Source organism: Methylotenera mobilis JLW8, assembly GCF_000023705.1.
In the GTDB taxonomy this organism is placed as follows: domain Bacteria; phylum Pseudomonadota; class Gammaproteobacteria; order Burkholderiales; family Methylophilaceae; genus Methylotenera; species Methylotenera mobilis.
Genome location: NC_012968.1, coordinates 731,987 through 751,664, shown reverse-complemented (window position 1 = coordinate 751,664; position 19,678 = coordinate 731,987). Strand labels below are relative to the sequence as shown.

The following is a 19,678-nucleotide window of genomic DNA, read 5'->3' as shown; positions in this document are numbered from 1 at the left end:
CTTTATTTTTGGGCTATTCTCCTGTTTGAGTTAAAATGTCGCATTCACTAATTTACCAACTTATTCAAAATAAATAGAGACTGTTATGGATCCACGTCAAAGTATTATCGAAGCAGCGTTTGAAGACCGCGCTAACATCAACCCAGGCAATGCATCTGCTGAAATCAAATCTACTGTAGCTTCTGTGCTTGCAGATTTAGACAGCGGCACATTACGCGTAGCTAGCCGTATCGCTGACACGCAACAATGGGAAACACACCAATGGTTGAAAAAAGCAGTATTGCTTTCGTTCCGCCTAAAAGACAACGAGTTGATGGACGATGGCGTAACTAAATACTTTGATAAAGTACCTCCAAAATTCGCAGATTACACTGAAGAAGACTTCAAAGCAGGCGGCTTCCGCGTAGTGCCTAATGCAATCGTACGCCGCGGTTCATTCATCGGTAAAAATGCAGTATTGATGCCTTCATACGTGAACATTGGTGCTTACGTGGGCGAAGGTACCATGGTAGACACATGGGCAACGGTAGGTTCATGCGCACAAATCGGTAAAAACGTGCACTTGTCTGGCGGCGTAGGTATCGGTGGCGTGTTAGAGCCAGTACAAGCGGGCCCAACCATCATTGGTGACAACTGCTTTATCGGCGCACGTTCTGAAGTGGTTGAAGGCGTAATCGTTGAAGACAACTGCGTAATCTCTATGGGTGTTTACATCGGTCAATCTACAAAAATCTACGACCGCGAAACAGGCGAAGTGTTCTACGGCCGCGTACCAGCTGGTTCAGTAGTAGTTTCAGGTAACTTGCCATCAAAAGACGGTAGCTACAGCCTGTACTGTGCAGTCATCGTGAAAAAAGTGGACGCAAAAACATTAGGCAAAGTAGGCATTAACGAATTGCTACGTGGCATTTAATTTTAATTAATAGCCCAAATACAATGCTTACGCTTTATGGCATTCCAAATTGCAACACCGTAAAAAAAGCCCGCACTTGGCTAGATGAAAACGGTGTTGCCTACACGTTTCATGATTTCAAAAAATCAGGCATTGATGCAGCAATCATTCAACAATGGCTGACGCAGTACCCTTGGGAAAAACTCATCAACCGCGCAGGCTTAACCTGGCGCGGGCTTGATGAAGCAACCAAATCCAGCATTACCGACAACACTGCCGCCACGGCACTCATGCAAGCTAAAACCTCAGTCATCAAACGTCCGATTTTAGTCAATGAAAATAAAATCATAGGGCTAGGCTTTGATGAAACTTTATACAGAGAAACCTTTCTACCATGAGCACGACCTTAGAGCTAGCAATCGACCTCCTGCAACGTCAATCTAACACGCCGCTAGATGCCGGCTGCCAAGAACTGATGATTTCACGCTTGGAGCCACTGGGCTTCAAAATCGAGCGTATGCGCTTTGGCGATGTTGATAACTTTTATGCGCGTCGCGGTACAGCAGCGCCATTTTTAGTATTTGCTGGGCACACCGATGTGGTGCCGACCGGGCCATTAGATAAATGGCACACCCCTCCGTTTGAGCCTACTATTAAAGATGGCATGCTCTATGCCCGTGGCGCAGCAGACATGAAAACCTCTTTAGCTGCATTTATCACCAGCATTGAGGCCTTTGTGGCAGAAAATCCAAACCATCAAGGTTCTATTGGCCTGTTGATTACCTCTGATGAAGAAGGTATCGCGGTAAACGGTACAGTTAAAGTGGTAGAGGCGCTGAAAGCACGCGGTGAGCTGATTGATTACTGCATCGTGGGCGAGCCCACCAGCAATAAAAAAGTCGGCGACATGATTAAAAATGGCCGTCGTGGCTCACTCTCTGGAAATTTAGTTGTTAAAGGCATACAAGGCCACATTGCTTACCCGCATTTGGTCAAAAACCCAATCCACTTGGTCGCCCCGGCGATTAAAGACATGGTGGAAACGGTATGGGACAACGGTAACGAATACTTCCCCCCTACTTCTTGGCAAATATCTAACATGAATGGCGGTACTGGCGCCACCAACGTGGTTCCGGGTGAAGTGGAAATCCTGTTCAACTTCAGGTTCTGCCCTGAGCTAGATGGCGCAGGTAGTACAGAGCAAAACTTAAGAAGCCGCGTACACGCGATTTTAGATAAGCATGAACTAGAGTACACACTGGAGTGGGAATACTCTCCGCCTTACATCACACCACGCGGCAATCTAGTAGAAGCTATCTCAGGTGCAATTGAACAGGCTTATGGCGTTACGCCAGAGCTATCAACCACCGGCGGCACTTCAGACGGGCGCTTTATTGCCGACATCTGCAAACAAGTGATTGAATTCGGGCCGTTAAACGCAACCATTCACAAACTGAATGAATGTGTGGGCGTTACAGATATCGAGCCATTGAAACAAACTTATCAATTAACCATGGAAAAGCTTTTGAAATAGCGCTCTGAACATGCGGCACTTTAATTCAAGACTGCCGGAATTCAAGACTGCCGGTTTAGACGCTCAATACAACAGCTGACAAAATAATGACTTACAATCAAGAAACCACCGAACTGCTGACGATCCGTGACTGGCTCAGATTTGCCGTGAGCCAATTTGAAGCCTCTGACATTTTTTACGGGCACGGCACAGATAACAGTTACGATGAAGCAGTGTGGCTCATCATGCGGGCATTACACCTGCCACTTGATACTCTGGATAATTTTTTAGATGCAAAGCTCACCAACAGCGAACGCAGCAAACTCGCCAGCTTTGTAGAACAACGTATCACCAAACACACCCCTACCGCTTACCTGCTGAAAGAGGCTTGGCTGCAAGGCTTCAAGTTCTATGTAGATGAGCGCGTGCTGATCCCACGCTCTTTTATCGCCGAACTGTTAGTCAACGACGGCTTAGCTCCTTGGATTGAGTTCCCAGAACTAATCAACAATGCGGCAGATATTTGCACCGGCAGTGGCTGCTTAGGCGTGCTGTTAGCCGATGCATATCCGGATGCCGCAGTAGATGTGATTGATATTTCGCAAGATGCGATTGATGTATGCAACATCAACATCAACGCTTACGGCTTGCAAGATCGTATCACCGCCATTAAATCTGATATGTTCAGCCAACTTAAGGGTAAACAATACGATTTAATCATTAGCAACCCACCCTATGTGGACGCACCATCTATGGCAGTACTGCCGGCAGAATACCGCAACGAGCCTCAATTAGCATTGGGCAGTGGCGTAGCGGGCTTGGACCATACACATACCATTTTGCACGAAGCAGCAAACTACCTCACAGAAGATGGTGTGCTGGTGGTTGAAATCGGCCACAACCGTGATGCAGTGCTAGATGCCTACCCAGACCTGCCATTTACTTGGCTAGAGGTATCATCAGGCGATGCATTTGTATTCCTGCTCACACGCGACCAACTAGTCGCACTGCAGCAATAAGTTCACCCGCTTCAGGTGGCAAGTAACCGATATTTGCCACCGCCTCCACAGCGCGCTACAAGCACATCAGTTAGCTGCGTACACAAACAAAACACATCAGCAATTACTGGCTGTACTCAGAATAAATACAGCCAGTCGCACATTGCGATTATAATTCGGCAGTATTCGCACTCTCCGTCACATAAAAATTTGGCTTGATGCGAATGCCCGTCGTCGTCACGACTGAATAAAATTAACTATATACACATTACCAGCAAGGTTAGCCCATTTTGAACGACACCCCAACCATCAGCTGGCAAGAAGCCAGCAAAACAAAAACCAGCGTATGGCACTCTGAAAATGCAACGCCTGCACCAAAAAAAGTACAGGTTGCAGACGATACTATTAAGGCCGATGCTGCTTACAAGCTATGTTGCGAAGGCACGGCATTGCTATGGCGCGGTGACTTTCAAAATGCAAAACAACTGATGCAGGCAATCTCGCGCAGAATCGATCGTCCAGGTAAAAAGCCTAAAAAAGCAGCTGCCAATATGACGGAAGCTTTTCACCTACACCGTCAGGCACAATCTCAAAAAGCTAGAATTCTAGGCATGTTATTACTGGAAGTGAGCGTTGGTTATCATATCAATCTACGTCGCGCACCAGATATCAAAGCAGCTTGCGAACATGCCTACGGCAAAAGCACGCAGTCATTTGTGGTATCTTTACGCGAATTGTTAGGGCTAATCGGCGCTTATGAATGGAGCAAAAATGGCGTAGATATTAGCGTTATCAACAATAAAATCCACCCGAGTTACGGTGTATTCTCACCGATTCGTGGTGAATACCTAACGCTAGTGGATACCGCGCCATTGCCTACTCCATGCACCACAGCATTTGATATCGGCACCGGTACTGGCGTACTGGCAGCGATACTGGCAAACCGTGGCGTAAAAACTGTCATCGCTACCGACAACGCGCAACGTGCCCTAGATTGCGCGCAAAAGAATATCAACCAGCTTGAAATGAAAAATACAGTGACGGTAGTCAACGCCAACCTATTTCCAGATGATAGCCACGGCAAAGCCGACCTGATTGTGTGTAACCCTCCATGGCTACCGGCAAGACCTAGTTCAGTGTTGGAATCTGCGATCTATGATGAAAACAGTCAAATGCTCAAAGGCTTTTTAAATGGCCTTAAAGCGCATTTAAACGACAATGGCGAGGGCTGGTTGATACTTTCAGACTTTGCTGAGCACTTAGGCTTAAGAACACGTGATGACCTGTTGGCGTGGATTAGCGCAGCCGGCTTGAAGGTGATGGATAAAATGGACACTAAGGCATCGCACAGCAAAACACTGGATGCCAGCGACCCACTACACACGGCAAGAAAAGCTGAAGTGACATCATTGTGGCGCTTAAGTAAAGCTTAACGATAGCTCTGACCGCAATTACAAAGCGTACCGAGTACACTAATACTCAATAAGGAAATGGCTAAAGATTTGCTCTTTAGCCATTTTTTATGCTTACAATTAAACCAGAAAAATACCCTTAAAGCGCTATCCTAGGTTTAATCATTAAGAGTCGAACTAACCACGCCCTCTATTCCTATCACTTTTCTTCTGCATCTGCGGTGCGTTTAAATCACTGCTCTGACGTACGCGGCGATTGGCTGCCGGCTTTCTTGCTATAGGTTTTTTCGTTGCTGGGCCACGTGCTGAGCCTGGTTTACCACGATAGCCTCCCGCCTCACCTTCAGCGGCATCACGCGGTGGCCTATCCAGCGCGCTCACACGTTGTTTACGTACTTTAGGCGTAAACACTGCGGTTGATTTTAGTTTTTCACGTTGCGTTAATTGGCGCAGCGGCGCTTTTGGTACTGGCAAATCAGCCCATTCCAATAGACCTACCACTTCTTTTTGCTCTAATTTAAGCATCTTTCCGCGTTTAACACGTGGCGGCAGGTTTACCGGGCCAAAACGTACGCGCATCAAGCGACTCACTGGTAGCTGAAATGCCTCAAACAATCTACGCACCTCACGGTTACGGCCTTCACGCAATATCACCTGATACCAGTGATTTGCACCCTCACCACCTTGCGGAATGATGCTGTCAAAGTTAGCAGGACCATCTTCCAGTTCAATACCTTCTTTTAACTGTGCAATTTGACCTTCGGTCAATTCACCAAAAATACGTACCGCATACTCACGCTCCACTTCATAACGTGGGTGCATAAAGCGGTTAGCCAACTCACCAGAAGTAGTGAATATCAATAAACCGCTGGTATTCATATCCAGACGACCAATGGCAATCCATTTACCATGCTTCACCTTAGGCAATTTATCAAACACGCTAGCACGACCTTCCGGATCGTCTTGACTCACGATTTCGCCTTCCGGTTTATGGTAAATCAACACTTGCGGCAACTCAGGCTCAAACGGCAAACGTAATGGACGGCTGTCTAAACGCACGACATCATGTTCAGTCACACCGGCGCCTACCTCGGCCACTTTTCCGTTAACAGTCACACGCCCGCTGGCAATCAACTCCTCCATATCGCGACGTGAACCCAAACCTGCCAATGCCAAGAGCTTGTGCAAGCGCTGCGTTGGTGCGGCAGGTGCATCCGGGTCCACGGCAAGCGGGGTGAAATTGGTGGTTGGTCTGCGTACGGGACGTTGCGGATCGCGTTGTTGCTTAAAAGGACGTGCCATGATAATTCGCTAATTTGATTGAATATTGCAATTTTACCGCAGATAAAGTAAATCGCAGTAGATAAAATAGATTTATCGCCAGTAATGACGAGGGTAGCCACACCCAGATTCTCTAAATTAAGTTTTGCTAAGATTAAGGTTGGGCAGCTTTTGCGTTATTTGTAATGCAATTACCGACAAAAGGGCAACCAAGTTTGTTACGATGCCCTGACTAAGCCTCAGGCTGCAAAAACACTTCCATGGCTGGTAACTCTTCCAATGAGCGCAAGTTGAAATCGTTCAAGAAGTGCTTAGTAGTTGCATATAAAGAGGGGCGCCCCGGCACCTCGCGCTGGCCAACCACGTCCACCCAATCACGCTCCTGTAACTGACGCATCACATTAGGGTTGACGGCCACGCCGCGAATCTCTTCGATATCACCGCGCGTCACGGGTTGACGATACGCGATGATCGCCAAGGTTTCCATCACTGCTCGCGAATATTTCACCTGTTTCTCAGGGTGTAGGCGCATCAAATATGTCGTATATTTTTCCCGTGCCTGAAAGCGATAGCCGGAAGCTACCTGCACCAGTTCCATCGTGCGTTCTGCCCAGTCATGCTTTAACTCATCCAGCAACATACGCAGTGTGGCACGCTCCATACGCTCGCTAAACAGACGCAGCATATCATCCAAAGACAAAGGCTGATGCGAGGTCAGCAATGCCACCTCCAGCACATCTTTTAATTCACGAATATTCCCGGCTTCACTCATCGCTGTTTATTTGTACATATATCGGTGAAAAAGCCTGCTGCTGCGTTATGCGTAATAAACCTTCGCGTGCAAGCTCCAGAATAGCGAGAAAACACACGACTAACTTGGGAATACCATCATGGGCGATATCAAATAGTTCGGTAAACTCTAGCATGCGCGCGGATTGCAAGCGCCGTAAAATCAGGCTCATGTGCTCACGCACCGAAAGCTCGGCGCGCCCTACTTTATGATACTGGAAATGGCTAGCGCGCTTTAGCACATTGCGCCAAGCCTCAGTCAAGTCATCCAAGCTGACCTCGGGTGGTTTTACCAAACTGATTTGTTCAAAATAAGCGCTGGCAACACTAATGCCATCGCCGACCTTCGGCATTTCATCTAGGCGCTGTGCCGCGAGTTTTATTGCTTCATACTCCATCAGGCGCCGCACCAGTTCCGCACGCGGGTCGTCTTCCTCTGCGAGTTCTGCTGGTTTAGGTAATAGCATGCGTGATTTAATTTCAATCAGCATCGCCGACATCAAGAGATAATCCGCCGCCAACTCCAACTTGATGGCTCGCATTTTTTCTACATACTCCACGTACTGACGGGTTAAATCCGCCATCGGAATATCCAGAATATCTAGATTGTGCTTACGGATTAAATACAGCAATAAATCCAGCGGGCCTTCAAAGGCCTCTAGGTAAACCTCCAGCGCATCGGGCGGGATATATAGATCTTTGGGGAGCGTTGTAAACGCTTCGCCCTTAATCTTTGCATTGCGCTGAGTTTCTATCTCCATAAAGCGTTAGCTGTAATTCAACCCCATCGCATCACGCACATCACGCATGGTTTCACGTGCTAGCTTTCTTGCACGCTCGCAGCCATCGGCGACGATGTTTTTCACTAGCGTTGGGTCTTCCGCATACTGCGCTGCACGCTCTTGAATCGGTTTCAGCTCTTTTAGCACGCCTTCAATCACAGGGGTCTTGCACTCAATACAGCCGATGCTCGCACCTCTACAGCCAGCTTGCACCCAATCCTGGGTAGATTTGTCTGAATAAATTTCATGCAATTGCCATACAGGGCACTTTGCCGGGTCACCCGGGTCGGTGCGGCGGATACGTGCAGGATCTGTCGGCATGGTTTTGATTTTCTTAGCCACGCTATCTACATCTTCACGCAATGAAATGGTGTTGTTGTAGGATTTAGACATTTTCTGGCCATCTAGACCCGGCATTTTAGAGGCCGGGGTCAGTTTGTAGTCAGGCTCAATCAAAATCATTTTGCCGCCGCCTTCAAGGTAACCAAGCAAACGCTCTTTATCGCCCATGCTCATCCCTTGCTGCTCTTGAATCATGGCGCGCGCGGTTTCCAGCGCCTCTTCATCACCACTTTGTTGGTAAGCGGTGCGCATTTCCTGATACAGTGAGCCACGCTTACTGCCTAATTTTTTAATCGCGGCTTCAGCTTTTTCTTCAAAACCTTTTTCTTTGCCGTAAATATGGTTAAAGCGGCGTGCAATTTCACGTGTAAATTCAATGTGTGGAATTTGGTCTTCGCCCACCGGCACTTGGGTTGCCTTGTAGATTAAGATATCGGCACTTTGCAGCAATGGATAACCTAAAAAGCCATAGGTAGATAAGTCTTTACTTGAGAGTTTTTCTTGCTGGTCTTTATAGGTTGGCACGCGCTCTAGCCAACTCAGCGGGGTAATCATGGATAGCAGCGTATGCAACTCAGCATGCTCAGGCACGCGAGATTGGATGAAAATGGTCGCACTTGCCGGATCTACGCCAGCCGCTAACCAGTCAATCACCATTTCCCACACGCTTTCTTCAATCACTTCCGGCGTATCGTAATGCGTAGTCAAAGCATGCCAGTCAGCTACAAAAAACAAGCACTCATGCTCGTGCTGCAAGCGAATCCAGTTTTTCAACACACCGTTATAGTGCCCCAAATGCAGATTGCCGGTAGGGCGCATGCCCGATAAAACGCGTTCTATTGCCATGTGATGAAAAACCCTAAATTAAATATGTGCTTATTATACTAACTATGCCTGTAAAACCAATCACTCAGTGCTTACAAAAGATTGCTCAGTAAGCCGCCCACTATACTCATTAATGGCTGTAGGATCTTACCCAACACGCCGGTAAATAAAAGTACGATTAAAATCACGAAACCATATGGTTCAATTCTGGCAAAGGAGCGTGCCAAACGATACGGCAGCAAACTCACCGCTATACGCCCGCCATCCAATGGCGGCAATGGCAATAAGTTAAGCACCATGAGCACCAGATTGATTTTGATGCCGGCCTCTGCCATCAGCGATACCGGGTAAGCAACCGCATCAGGGGCGAACGCCGCATATTTAAGTGCCAGCACCCAGAACACGGCCATGACAAAGTTGGATGCAGGCCCAGCCGCGGCTACCCACAGCATGTCTTTTTTAGGGTTACGCAAGCGCCCAAAATCCACCGGTACCGGCTTAGCCCAGCCGAATAAAATACCACCCAGCATAATGGTCAACGCTGGCAGCAACACCGTACCAAACGGATCAATATGCTTCAAAGGGTTAAGTGTGATGCGCCCGGCATTAAACGCGGTCATGTCGCCAAAATACTTTGCCACATAACCGTGTGCGGCCTCATGCACCGTGATAGCAAAAATCACCGGCAAGGCATAAACCGCTATTTTTTGTATGATTGTCAGTTCCATAAATTGCTCTACTTTAGGTATATTTTTTAGGATGTGTTTTGATTAAGCATGAACCCAATCAATCCCAATCCAACTTAATTCAGCTTAATTTGCCGGAGTTAATTTTCCAAGCGGAAAGAGTGAAGTTAAAAAGAGAACGGGCTTAAATCACCTAAGCCTTCACGTACCAGCACCGGCGTTTCATCGGTTAAATCAATCACCGTGGTTGCTCCTGCCTCACAATGCTCCACTTCTATCACCAAATCTACCACGCGCTCCAAGCGTTCGCGCATTGCCCAAGGCTCCATCAGCGATACATCTTCATCATCAGGTAGGCTAAAGGTCATACTCAGCATCGGCGTATCAATTGCCTCTAACAGTGCCTGCACCACGGAGTGCTGCGGCACGCGGATACCAATGGTACTGCGTTTAGGATGCTGCAATTTACGCGGCACTTCGCGCGTTGCGTTTAAGATAAAGGTATAAGCACCCGGCGTGTTCGCCTTCAGCAAACGAAACTGGCTATTACTTACTACCGCATAATTACCTAGCTCACTCAGGTTACGACACATCAAACTGAACAAATGTTTATCATCTACCCCGCGTATCTGGCGAATACGTGCCTGTGCATCCGCATGCCCCAGCATGCAGCCCAAGGCATAGCCTGAATCTGTAGGGTAAACAATCACACCGCCCTTACGTAAAATATCTGCGGTTTGTACAATCAAACGTGGCTGAGGATTACTCAGATTAATATTAAAAAACTGTGACATGTATCCCTGTTCTTTTTCTTAACTGTCTTTATTATTTATTGCGAGCAATCCGATGGTAACTGTACATGCGGCCAATCTTGCCACACGGGAACACAATTGCCAGGCAGCGCAGGCAACCGCCCCATTTCCATAAAGCTGATACCTTTACCATGGTAATCAGACCCTTGTGATGCTTTTAAACCAAATAATTGTGCATATTTTGCATATTCAACATACTGTGCACCGGTATGACTACCCGTCACTACCTCTATCGCCGTGCCGCCCAAGGCCCTAAATTCCTCCAGCAGCAGCAACATATTGGTGCGGCGTATGTCATAACGTCCTGGGTGTGCCAACACCGCTTCACCGCCGCTGTTTACAATCAGGCTCACTGCAGACTCCAAGTCCATCCACTGGTGGTCTACGAAGCCAGGCTTACCTTTGACTAAATACTTTTTGAATACCGCTTTGGTGTCTTTGGCATACTGACGCTCCACCAGAAAGCGGGCAAAGTGCATACGTGTCAGTATGCTCTGTCCCGCGTAGGCAGAGGCCCACTCAAAACTGCCAAGGATGCCGGATTTTTCCAAGCCTGCCGCCATCTGTTTGGCACGCTCCAGACGGCCTTGGCGCACCGCAGCCAAACCGGTCTTGAGCGCTTCATTCTCCACATCCACGTTTAAACCAACGACATGCAGGGTACGCTTTTTCCAGGTCACTGAAATTTCCACACCATTGATTAACTGAATACCGTGCAACGCTGCCGCCTGTCGCGCTTCCGACAAGCCGCTTATATCATCGTGGTCGGTCAGCGCGAGTACACTCACCCCATGCTGTGCCGCATGCGCGACCAACTCAGTGGGAGAAAGCAAACCATCAGAAATATTGGAGTGTGAATGTAAATCTATCATTAAACCATTGGTCATCAACGACTTGCGCCAGCACAACCCCTAAGAAAACAGCTGATTGGAACTAATCATCTATTTAGTCCACTAAAAATTACGCCTTGCAGGCGAGTAACTATAATAGCAAAATAGCACATTGCACCAAAGTATTGTTTGGCACTTAAGCGCGTCAAGTTGACACCCTAAGTGTTAGCACCCTAGGTTTTTATTTTCAAAGAGTGAATATGAAGTTTCTGTTTGATTTATTCCCCGTAATTTTATTTTTTATCGCTTTCAAATTTTTTGGAATTTTCACCGCCACCGCGGTGGCAATCATCGCGACCATCGCACAAATCGTTTATGTCAAAATCAAACATGGCGTAGTTGAAAAAATGCTGTTGCTCAGCGGCATCATCATCACCGTATTTGGCGGCGCCACCTTGCTGCTAAAAGACCCGACCTTTATCCAATGGAAACCCAGCATTTTGTACTGGCTGTTTGCTGCGGGTTTACTAGGCTCCCAGCTCTTTTTCAAAAAGAACCCGATGCGCAGCTTGATGGAGAAGCAGATTAAATTGCCAGATAACGTTTGGTCTGCCCTCAATGTCGCTTGGGCGTTACTCTTTACCGCGCTAGGTTTTATCAACCTGTATGTGGCGTTTAATTACTCGCAAGACACTTGGGTAAACTTCAAGCTATTCGGCATTACCGGCATTATGTTTGGCTTTATTATTTTGCAAACCATTATGATCAGCAAGTATTTACCCAAAGAAGACGATAAAGGAGATGCAAAATAATGTGGTACGCCATCGTTGCCGAAGACACCCCTAACAGCCTTGAAAAGCGCTTAGCAGCGCGCCCTGAGCATTTGAGCCGCTTGCAAGATTTACAAAATACAGGCCGTCTGTTGCTGGCGGGTCCCTTCCCTAGTATTGACAGTAACGACCCTGGTCCGGCTGGCTTTTCAGGCAGTTTAATTGTGGCTGAATTTACCAGCTTGGAGGAAGCCACTGCTTGGGCCAACCAAGATCCATTCGTCACTGCTGGTGTTTATCATCACGTCACAGTGAAACCTTTTAGAAAAACACTACCCTAAGTAGCTACTTAACTTAACATTAATTTAACTTGCATTGATAACCGAATAGATGATTGATCAAATCAAAATACGCTTGCAGGCACTGGAGCCTACCACGTTGGATTTAATAGACGAAAGCGCACTACATGCCGGCCACCAAGGCAATGGCGGCGGCGGGCATTACAAGCTCGACATCACCAGCTCGCATTTTTGCGGCAAATCACAGATAATGCGTCATCGCCTTGTGTATCAGGTGCTCGCAGATTTAATACCACATAAGATTCATGCGCTTAGTATTCATGCAATTGCAACAGATGAAGTTTAAAATACGTCACAAATTTACTACCTAAATTTAATACTTAAGGATGTTTTACGAATGAAATTAATACAAACATTAATTGCCGTTGCTGTTTTATCGATGACTCCATCAGCATTTGCCGCTGATGCGCTAGCAACAGTGAACGGCAAGCCAGTAAAACAATCACTCTATGACGTAATCGTTAAAGACGTGACTGCAAACGGCCAAAAGATTGATGCCAACACTAAAGCTGCAATTATTGATGAGCTGGTCAGTTCTGAGCTGGTATACCAAGAAGCGCAAAGATTAGGCTTGGATAAACAAGCTGATTACGTTGCACGTGAAGAACTAGGCAGCCGCAAGCTGTTGACCAGCATGTTTCTGCAAGACTACGTGAAAAAACATCCGGTTTCTGATGCAGATACCAAAGCTGCTTACGAGAAATATAAAACGGCTTATGGCGACAAAGAATACAGCGCGCGCCATATTTTAGTTAAAACGGAAGCAGAAGCTAAAGATATCATTGCCCAGCTAGGCAAAGGTGGCGATTTTGCCAAAATTGCCAAAGAAAAATCATTAGACCCAGGTTCTAAAGAAAAAGGCGGCGACTTAGGCTGGTTCTCACCTGCAACCATGGTAAAACCATTTAGCGATGTAGTGGCAAACTTACAAAAAGGCGCAACATCAGCCAGCCCAGTGCAAACACAATTTGGCTGGCACGTAATTAAGCTGGTAGATACCCGCCCGGCTCAGCCATTACCTTACGAAAAACTAAAAGATGGCATACAAAAAAACCTGCAACAACATAACCTAGAAAAACTCATGAGCGATTTACGCGCAAAAGCAAAAATCGACATCAGTAAGTAATTAAAATGCAGACAAAAAGGCTCCAGCAATGGGGCCTTTTTTCACTGTGCCACATTGATACTATGGCCGACTTTTGGCCTTGTTTTTAATGTTATTTTTGGCTGATTGCCTGCGCTTTCTCTTAAATTATGCGATAATAAGAATTGTTATCATCTATAGAGTGCATCACTAAATCTATATGCAATTTTTGTCACAATTAAAAGCTGGTCAACGTGCGGTGATCTCCGCAATCGAAGCTGAAGACACCCTGTTCCATCGCCTCACCGCGCTGGGGTTTCGTGTTGGCAAGCCACTCAGCATTATGCGTCGCGCCAGCTTTAATGGCCCGATACATGTGCGTCTTGGCACTACAGATGTCATTCTGCGCGTCACTGAAGCTGACCGCATTCAAATCAACGCAATATAAAGTTAAATAAATGAAGCGTATTGCGTTACTCGGTATGCCAAATACTGGAAAATCCACGCTATTCAATCGCATTAGCGGTGCCTCTGCGCGCGTAGGTAACTGGCCTGGAATTACGGTCGATTTGCTCAGTGCAAAAATATTACTCGGCGGCAATATTGTAGAGCTGATTGATTTACCAGGTATTTACGACCTGCATGGTTTTTCAGAGGATGAACAAGTCGTTAGACACTTCATCACCAACAACCCTGTCAATTTACTGGTGGTATTACTCAACAGTACACAAATTGACCGCCAACTATCCCTGCTACTGCAAATTAAAAAGCTAGGCTTCCCAATTGTGCTGGCGCTCAACATGGCTGACGAAGCAAAGCGCGCCGGCATCACCATTGACGCAGACGGCTTAAGCCAAACCTTAGGCTTGCCAGTGATTCAGATTAGCGCAAAATATGGCGATGGCTTACCAAAAGCATTAGCCGCTGCGACCGCTATTATCAATCAGCAAGATACCACCACCAACCCGCAAAGCATAAGCCTGCTCCTCAAAGAAGAGCATGATATTGAAACCGAAATGCATGCACTGGTTGAACAGCATGTGGATATTCCGGTAACACTGACCGATGACCTTACCGATAAAATAGACAAGGTATTACTGCACAAATGGTTGGGGTTACCGCTGTTTTTTGCCGCCATGTTTTTGCTGTTTCAATTCATCTTTGCCGTAGGCGCCCCGATACAGGATGGCTTAGCCTGGCTACTAGACCAACTACGCACAGATTTGCTGAACCCGCTATTTGCCAACGCACCGACATGGCTCAGCGGACTCATGCTGGATGGTATTTATAATGGCGTAGCCACGGTTGCTGCATTTGTGCCGATTATTATTCTATTCTTCCTCGTCATGTCCATGGTAGAAGACAGCGGCTACCTATCACGTGCTGCGTTCTTGATGGATGCCATCATGGCAAAAATGGGGCTGGATGGGCGCAGCTTTGTCATGATGCTGATGGGTTTTGGCTGTAACGTACCGGCTATCATGGGTACACGTATTATGCGCTCACGTAGCATGCGCCTGCTGACCATGCTGGTGATCCCGCTGTCATTGTGCTCAGCTAGGATGCAAGTGTTTATTTTTATGATTGCGGCGCTATTTAGCCCTAGCCATGCACCGTTAGTCTTGTTCTCGCTATACGTGATGAGTTTCTTCACTATGTTTTTAACTGCGCTTTTATTTCAAAACCAATATAAAAACACCGAGCCTTTTATTCTAGAGCTGCCGCCGTACCGCTTCCCTACCCCGCGTCAGATCGTGCTGCGTGGCTGGCATGAAGTAAAACACTTTTTAAACCGCGCCAGCAAGTTCATTGTACTAGGCGTAGTATTGGTATGGCTGTTAACTAACTTCCCAAGCAATGTGGCACCTGCCAGTATCGACACCTATGCTGGACAAATCGGCGTGTTCTTCACACCGATACTTGACCCTATCGGCATTAATCATGAGCTGGCGATTGCCTTAATTTTCGGCTTTGTTGCGAAAGAAATTGTGGTGGGTGCACTAGCGGTGATTTATGGCCTGCAAGGCGACGCACTGATGGCGCAAATGGCCACGCAAATCGACTGGGTACAAGCCTTGAGCTTTATGCTGTTCACTCTGATTTACACGCCATGCCTGTCTACGATTGCCACGATCAGAAATGAATCCAAAAGCTCAGCCTTTATGTGGCTTTCGATTGTATGGTCTTTAGGCTTAGCATGGGTGATCAGCTTTATCTTCTACCAAAGCGCGCGCTTGCTCGGCTACTAACCTCTGCGTCAGCTTTGGCTGCAAACTTGCCAACTCTCAGTTAGCCACTTATTGATGGCTAACTGAGAAGCTAGGCTCACCCACATGACTTAACTGGCGATGCGAAACTAACCTACAATCTGATATTAATCATTTAGCCTAAACTTCAGCCACATTACATCTTGACCCAATCATCCTACATTGCCAAATCGCCTAAAGTTGCCATCATTGGCGGCGGCCCTGCTGGGCTAATGGCGGCAGAAACTTTAAGCCTCGCGGGTATCCACGTAGATCTATACGATGCCATGCCTAGCGTAGGCCGCAAGTTTCTGATGGCAGGTAAAGGTGGCATGAACATCACCCATTCTGAGGCGGCAGCGCAGTTTCTCTCACGCTATGGCACGCGCCAAGCACAGATTGCCCCTTTGCTCGACACCATGAGCCCGCAGACACTACGTGAGTGGATACACGAATTAGGCATAGATACTTTTGTTGGCTCTTCTGGCCGCGTATTCCCGACCGATATGAAGGCCGCGCCATTATTACGCGCTTGGCTGCATCGCTTACGTGAGGCTGGGGTGAGCTTCCATATGCGCCACCGCTGGACCGGCTGGGACAGTGGCAAACTAAAATTCAATACACCAGATGGAACTACCTCTTCAGAAGCAGATGCGGTTGTGTTCGCACTAGGTGGAGGCAGTTGGGCGAGATTAGGTTCAGATGGGGCTTGGGCAAACGTATTTAGCGAGCATGGCATCGCCGTTTCCCCGTTAAAACCAGCTAATTGCGGCTTTCATACCAATTGGAGCGAACACTTTATCTCCCGCTTTGCCGGAGTCCCGCTAAAAACTATTGCCATCTCCATGCAGGATGAACACGCAGCAAGCCAACACAAACAAGGCGAGTGCATGATTACCGAGCACGGTATCGAAGGAAGCTTGATTTATGCGCTTTCAGCCCATATCCGTAACACGATAGAGGCTAAAGGTGAAGCAACCGTACACTTGGACCTGCTGCCGGACAGACCGTTGGCACAAGTGTTTGCCGATGTCAGCCACCCGCGCGGCTCACGTTCGCTATCCAGCCACCTGCAGAGTCGGCTTGGCATCAAAGGTATTAAGGCTGGCTTATTGCGAGAGCTAGTCTCCGCTCAAGACTATGCCAATCCAGTTAAACTCAGCCATGCCATTAAAGCGTTACCGCTTAAGCTAAGCTCGACACGTCCGATTGATGAGGCCATTAGCAGCGCTGGTGGGGTAGATTTTGCAGGATTAGATGCTCACCTGATGCTCAAGGCCATGCCTGGCGTATTCTGTGCTGGGGAAATGCTGGACTGGGAGGCGCCAACTGGCGGCTACTTGCTTACAGCGTGCTTTGCATCCGGCCGCAGCGCTGGCTTAGGGGTAATCGACTGGCTAAAGGCTCATCAGTAAGACTAGAAAATCAAGCCTAGGAGGTAAGGCTTAGAGAGTTAGGTGGTGGGCATAGCTATAAGTGGTAAAAACGATTACGCCCTAAACATAAAATAAACCGCGCCCATCAAACACAACCCTGCCCATAGAAAATCCAGCTTCATGGGCTGCTGCATATAAAAAACTGCAAATGGGACAAACACCGCCAGCGTAATCACTTCTTGCAATATCTTTAGCTGCGCAAGCGACATCACAGTAAAACCAATGCGGTTAGCCGGTACTTGGAACAAATACTCCAGCAGCGCAACACCCCAGCTTACCAACGCAGCAATAATCCAAGGTTTGTTATTAAGATTTTTTAAATGGGCATACCATGCAAACGTCATGAATACGTTAGAAATGGTAAGGAGTAGGATTGTTTTTACAATGACGGGCATAAACTAGAGGCGCTAAGCTTGCACTTTTACCAAACGAAAATTGTTGCCAAGTGGGCTAAGAAAGACTATGGCACCAGCGTTGCTGGGCAAACCGAGCAGTAGGCTGCAAAGCACCTTTACTCGCCCTGCCCAGCATAGAATTAGACAGCGGCTTCGCCTGTTTCACCGGTTCTGATACGTACGACTTGCTCTACGCTGCTTACAAAAATCTTACCATCCCCGATTTTTCCGGTATGTGCGGCATTGATAATCGCATCCACTGCAGAATCAACAATCGCATCAGCTACAACTAGCTCTAGTTTAATTTTTGGTAAGAAATCAACCACATACTCAGCACCGCGGTATAGTTCTGTATGCCCTTTTTGACGACCGAAACCTTTTACTTCTGTCACGGTTAAGCCATTCACACCAATTTCAGATAAAGCTTCACGCACTTCATCTAATTTGAATGGCTTAATAATCGCTTCGATTTTTTTCATACCGGCAAACTCCTAATAGTATTTAATTTCTATAATTTTATTAATTGACTACTTTAATACACTGACTTTTTATTCTTCGGTAACGCTATCCAAAATTGCTGGCGCTGCCTTCATATAGATCTAGTTTAATCTAGTTTTCCAATACTCGCTCAGCTTTGCTGTTATAGGGTAACGTCTATCCTTACCAAAACCTTTATCCGTAATACGCACCCCTACCGGTGACTGTCTGCGCTTATACTCGTTGCGGTCTATCATGGCAATCACACGGTTAATATCAGAGATAGGGTAGCCTAGCGCCACAATCTCAGCCCGCGATAAATCATTTTCCACGTACGCTTCAATAATCGCATCTAGTACATCGTAAGGCGGCAAGCTATCCTGATCTACCTGATTAGCCCTCAGTTCGGCAGATGGCGGCCTGGTAATAATGCGCTCAGGAATCACCCTAGACAACTGGTTACGGTACGCGCATAAGCGATACACCAAGGTTTTAGGCACATCTTTCAACAAAGCAAAACCACCCGCCATATCGCCATACAGCGTGCAATAGCCCACGGCCATTTCACTCTTATTGCCGGTAGTAACCACGATACTGCCAAACTTATTGGAGATTGCCATTAAAAGCATGCCACGAATACGCGCTTGCAAGTTCTCTTCTGTCGCATCAAACGGCATATCACCAAACTGCGGAGACAGTGCGCTTAAGTAGCTATCGAACAGCGGCTTGATAGCAATTTCTTCATATTTCACACCAACGATATCAGCCATTTCGCGGGCGTCATTCACACTGATATCGGCGGTAAATTCAGACGGCATCATCACCGCATGTACTTTATCTGCGCCGATGGCATCTACCGCTAGCGCTAAGGTTAAGGCAGAGTCCACACCTCCGGACAAACCTATCACCACACCAGGGAAGCCATTTTTATTAATATAATCGGCAAGTCCTAATTTTAATGCTTTATAGACAGTAGCCTCAAGTGACAGGCTGGGGGTAATTTCCCCATAGATTGGCTGTGCATGGTCAAACTCGATCACCTCGAGTTGCGACTCAAAAGCATCCAGTTCAGCAACGACCTCGCCTTGCGCATTCAACACAAAGGAGGCGCCATCAAACACCAGCTCATCCTGACCGCCCACCATGTTGACGTAAACCACAGGCAGGTTATTTTCTACCGCGCGCTGCTTAAGTACCTCAAATCGTGCGCTTTGTTTTTTCATATGATAAGGTGAGCCATTCATCGCAATTAATAGCTCAGCGCCCGCCATTTTAGCCAGCAGTGCCGGCTTAGGCTCCCACACATCAGCACAAATTAAAACGCCGACCTTAACACCGCAATGGTTGAATACCAGCGCCTCAGCACCAGAGGAAAAATAACGCTTTTCATCAAACACACCATAATTAGGCAACACTTGTTTATGATAAGTAGCAACAATGCTGCCCCCCTCTAAAACTGAAGCGGCATTAAAGCATTGCTCACCCTCTTGGTGTGGATGCCCCACGATCACGGTAATGTCTGACAATTGTTGCGCAAGCGTCTGCAGCGTATCTTCACAAGCACGTAAAAAGTCTGGTCGTAAGAGTAAATCTTCAGGGGAATAGCCGCATAAAGACAGCTCGGGGGTGACGACTAAAGTGGCTCCCTGCTCTTTAGCCGAAGCCGCATAAGCAACGATTTTTTTTGCATTGCCAGCCAAGTCGCCGACGATGCAGTTGATTTGCGCAATTGCAATTTTCATTGATAAG

Annotated in this window: 22 protein-coding genes; 12 read left to right on the top strand and 10 right to left on the bottom strand. The window is 47.2% G+C overall.

Features of this window, described 5'->3' with window-relative positions:
• Positions 1–85: 85 nt before the first annotated feature.
• The 5 genes from dapD (at position 86) to MMOL_RS03550 (ending at position 4,836) form a co-directional block, all read left to right on the top strand.
• Complete coding sequence (gene dapD / locus MMOL_RS03570; RefSeq protein WP_015831647.1) at positions 86–913, top strand: 2,3,4,5-tetrahydropyridine-2,6-dicarboxylate N-succinyltransferase; 828 nt, start codon at positions 86–88, stop codon at positions 911–913.
• 23 nt (positions 914–936) lie between these two features.
• Entirely contained in the window at positions 937–1,290 is a 354-nt protein-coding gene (locus MMOL_RS03565) for an ArsC family reductase (RefSeq protein ID WP_015831646.1), read from the top strand.
• A complete protein-coding gene (dapE, locus tag MMOL_RS03560; protein WP_015831645.1) occupies positions 1,287–2,426 on the top strand; it encodes a succinyl-diaminopimelate desuccinylase in 1,140 nt (379 codons plus the stop codon). Before MMOL_RS03565 ends, dapE begins: the two co-directional genes overlap by 4 nt.
• Positions 2,427–2,512: 86 nt before the next feature.
• Entirely contained in the window at positions 2,513–3,424 is a 912-nt protein-coding gene (gene prmB, locus MMOL_RS03555) for a 50S ribosomal protein L3 N(5)-glutamine methyltransferase (protein WP_015831644.1), read from the top strand.
• Between the two features lie 269 nt (positions 3,425–3,693).
• The gene (locus MMOL_RS03550; protein WP_015831643.1) at positions 3,694–4,836 is read left to right on the top strand and encodes a methyltransferase; all 1,143 of its coding nucleotides are present in this window, start codon (positions 3,694–3,696) and stop codon (positions 4,834–4,836) included.
• 156 nt (positions 4,837–4,992) lie between these two features.
• On the opposite strand, the gene MMOL_RS03545 is transcribed toward MMOL_RS03550, so the two are convergent.
• The 7 genes from MMOL_RS03545 to MMOL_RS03515 form a co-directional block, all read right to left on the bottom strand.
• Positions 4,993–6,117: a pseudouridine synthase gene (locus MMOL_RS03545; protein ID WP_015831642.1), complete on the bottom strand. Its 1,125-nt coding sequence runs from the start codon at positions 6,115–6,117 to the stop codon at positions 4,993–4,995.
• Between the two features lie 211 nt (positions 6,118–6,328).
• Positions 6,329–6,868 carry an SMC-Scp complex subunit ScpB gene (scpB, locus tag MMOL_RS03540; RefSeq protein ID WP_015831641.1) on the bottom strand — a complete coding sequence of 180 codons (540 nt, stop codon included), beginning with the start codon at positions 6,866–6,868 and terminating at the stop codon, positions 6,329–6,331.
• Positions 6,861–7,646: a segregation and condensation protein A gene (locus tag MMOL_RS03535; RefSeq protein WP_015831640.1), complete on the bottom strand. Its 786-nt coding sequence runs from the start codon at positions 7,644–7,646 to the stop codon at positions 6,861–6,863. Before MMOL_RS03535 ends, scpB begins: the two co-directional genes overlap by 8 nt.
• Before the next feature lie 6 nt (positions 7,647–7,652).
• On the bottom strand, positions 7,653–8,855 hold the full coding sequence (locus tag MMOL_RS03530; protein WP_015831639.1) for a tryptophan--tRNA ligase: 1,203 nt from the start codon (positions 8,853–8,855) through the stop codon (positions 7,653–7,655).
• A gap of 71 nt (positions 8,856–8,926) precedes the next feature.
• Entirely contained in the window at positions 8,927–9,562 is a 636-nt protein-coding gene (locus MMOL_RS03525) for a site-2 protease family protein (RefSeq protein WP_015831638.1), read from the bottom strand.
• 125 nt (positions 9,563–9,687) lie between these two features.
• Positions 9,688–10,314, bottom strand: coding sequence for an L-threonylcarbamoyladenylate synthase (locus tag MMOL_RS03520; RefSeq protein ID WP_015831637.1), 627 nt, complete (start codon positions 10,312–10,314; stop codon positions 9,688–9,690).
• A 35-nt stretch (positions 10,315–10,349) separates the two neighbouring features.
• Positions 10,350–11,219, bottom strand: a complete 870-nt coding sequence (locus tag MMOL_RS03515; RefSeq protein WP_015831636.1) for a 3',5'-nucleoside bisphosphate phosphatase — start codon at positions 11,217–11,219, stop codon at positions 10,350–10,352.
• A 203-nt stretch (positions 11,220–11,422) separates the two neighbouring features.
• Between MMOL_RS03515 and MMOL_RS03510 the strand changes: the two genes are divergently transcribed.
• From MMOL_RS03510 to MMOL_RS03480, 7 genes are all read left to right on the top strand, one after another.
• Entirely contained in the window at positions 11,423–11,974 is a 552-nt protein-coding gene (locus tag MMOL_RS03510; RefSeq protein WP_015831635.1) for a septation protein A, read from the top strand.
• The gene (locus tag MMOL_RS03505) at positions 11,974–12,273 is read left to right on the top strand and encodes a YciI family protein (protein WP_015831634.1); all 300 of its coding nucleotides are present in this window, start codon (positions 11,974–11,976) and stop codon (positions 12,271–12,273) included. Before MMOL_RS03510 ends, MMOL_RS03505 begins: the two co-directional genes overlap by 1 nt.
• Positions 12,274–12,322: 49 nt before the next feature.
• A complete protein-coding gene (locus MMOL_RS03500; RefSeq protein WP_015831633.1) occupies positions 12,323–12,577 on the top strand; it encodes a BolA family protein in 255 nt (84 codons plus the stop codon).
• 51 nt (positions 12,578–12,628) lie between these two features.
• A complete protein-coding gene (locus tag MMOL_RS03495; RefSeq protein ID WP_015831632.1) occupies positions 12,629–13,417 on the top strand; it encodes a peptidylprolyl isomerase in 789 nt (262 codons plus the stop codon).
• Positions 13,418–13,595: 178 nt separating this feature from the next.
• Positions 13,596–13,823, top strand: a complete 228-nt coding sequence (locus MMOL_RS03490; protein WP_015831631.1) for a FeoA family protein — start codon at positions 13,596–13,598, stop codon at positions 13,821–13,823.
• A gap of 10 nt (positions 13,824–13,833) precedes the next feature.
• Complete coding sequence (gene feoB / locus MMOL_RS03485) at positions 13,834–15,624, top strand: ferrous iron transport protein B (protein WP_015831630.1); 1,791 nt, start codon at positions 13,834–13,836, stop codon at positions 15,622–15,624.
• Between the two features lie 161 nt (positions 15,625–15,785).
• Positions 15,786–17,036 carry a TIGR03862 family flavoprotein gene (locus MMOL_RS03480; RefSeq protein ID WP_015831629.1) on the top strand — a complete coding sequence of 417 codons (1,251 nt, stop codon included), beginning with the start codon at positions 15,786–15,788 and terminating at the stop codon, positions 17,034–17,036.
• 74 nt (positions 17,037–17,110) lie between these two features.
• On the opposite strand, the gene MMOL_RS03475 is transcribed toward MMOL_RS03480, so the two are convergent.
• From MMOL_RS03475 to MMOL_RS03465, 3 genes are all read right to left on the bottom strand, one after another.
• Positions 17,111–17,452: a DMT family protein gene (locus MMOL_RS03475; protein ID WP_015831628.1), complete on the bottom strand. Its 342-nt coding sequence runs from the start codon at positions 17,450–17,452 to the stop codon at positions 17,111–17,113.
• Positions 17,453–17,592: 140 nt separating this feature from the next.
• Positions 17,593–17,931 (bottom strand): P-II family nitrogen regulator, encoded by a 339-nt coding sequence (locus MMOL_RS03470; RefSeq protein WP_015831627.1) that lies wholly within the window; start codon positions 17,929–17,931, stop codon positions 17,593–17,595.
• A gap of 120 nt (positions 17,932–18,051) precedes the next feature.
• Positions 18,052–19,671: an NAD+ synthase gene (locus MMOL_RS03465; protein ID WP_015831626.1), complete on the bottom strand. Its 1,620-nt coding sequence runs from the start codon at positions 19,669–19,671 to the stop codon at positions 18,052–18,054.
• Positions 19,672–19,678 lie beyond the last annotated feature (7 nt).

Excerpts from the sequence above, each read along its gene's own strand:
- MMOL_RS03510 (WP_015831635.1), top strand. The coding sequence starts at position 11,423 with ATGAAGTTTCTGTTTGATTTATTCCCCGTAATTTTATTTTTTATCGCT.
- MMOL_RS03525 (WP_015831638.1), bottom strand. The coding sequence starts at position 9,562 with ATGGAACTGACAATCATACAAAAAATAGCGGTTTATGCCTTGCCGGTG.
- prmB (WP_015831644.1), top strand. The coding sequence starts at position 2,513 with ATGACTTACAATCAAGAAACCACCGAACTGCTGACGATCCGTGACTGG.
- feoB (WP_015831630.1), top strand. The coding sequence starts at position 13,834 with ATGAAGCGTATTGCGTTACTCGGTATGCCAAATACTGGAAAATCCACG.
- dapD (WP_015831647.1), top strand. The coding sequence starts at position 86 with ATGGATCCACGTCAAAGTATTATCGAAGCAGCGTTTGAAGACCGCGCT.
- MMOL_RS03465 (WP_015831626.1), bottom strand. The coding sequence starts at position 19,671 with ATGAAAATTGCAATTGCGCAAATCAACTGCATCGTCGGCGACTTGGCT.
- MMOL_RS03545 (WP_015831642.1), bottom strand. The coding sequence starts at position 6,117 with ATGGCACGTCCTTTTAAGCAACAACGCGATCCGCAACGTCCCGTACGC.
- MMOL_RS03470 (WP_015831627.1), bottom strand. The coding sequence starts at position 17,931 with ATGAAAAAAATCGAAGCGATTATTAAGCCATTCAAATTAGATGAAGTG.
- MMOL_RS03475 (WP_015831628.1), bottom strand. The coding sequence starts at position 17,452 with ATGCCCGTCATTGTAAAAACAATCCTACTCCTTACCATTTCTAACGTA.
- MMOL_RS03490 (WP_015831631.1), top strand. The coding sequence starts at position 13,596 with ATGCAATTTTTGTCACAATTAAAAGCTGGTCAACGTGCGGTGATCTCC.
- scpB (WP_015831641.1), bottom strand. The coding sequence starts at position 6,868 with ATGAGTGAAGCCGGGAATATTCGTGAATTAAAAGATGTGCTGGAGGTG.
- MMOL_RS03495 (WP_015831632.1), top strand. The coding sequence starts at position 12,629 with ATGAAATTAATACAAACATTAATTGCCGTTGCTGTTTTATCGATGACT.
- MMOL_RS03520 (WP_015831637.1), bottom strand. The coding sequence starts at position 10,314 with ATGTCACAGTTTTTTAATATTAATCTGAGTAATCCTCAGCCACGTTTG.
- MMOL_RS03530 (WP_015831639.1), bottom strand. The coding sequence starts at position 8,855 with ATGGCAATAGAACGCGTTTTATCGGGCATGCGCCCTACCGGCAATCTG.
- MMOL_RS03565 (WP_015831646.1), top strand. The coding sequence starts at position 937 with ATGCTTACGCTTTATGGCATTCCAAATTGCAACACCGTAAAAAAAGCC.
- MMOL_RS03535 (WP_015831640.1), bottom strand. The coding sequence starts at position 7,646 with ATGGAGATAGAAACTCAGCGCAATGCAAAGATTAAGGGCGAAGCGTTT.
- MMOL_RS03505 (WP_015831634.1), top strand. The coding sequence starts at position 11,974 with ATGTGGTACGCCATCGTTGCCGAAGACACCCCTAACAGCCTTGAAAAG.
- MMOL_RS03515 (WP_015831636.1), bottom strand. The coding sequence starts at position 11,219 with ATGACCAATGGTTTAATGATAGATTTACATTCACACTCCAATATTTCT.
- MMOL_RS03500 (WP_015831633.1), top strand. The coding sequence starts at position 12,323 with ATGATTGATCAAATCAAAATACGCTTGCAGGCACTGGAGCCTACCACG.
- dapE (WP_015831645.1), top strand. The coding sequence starts at position 1,287 with ATGAGCACGACCTTAGAGCTAGCAATCGACCTCCTGCAACGTCAATCT.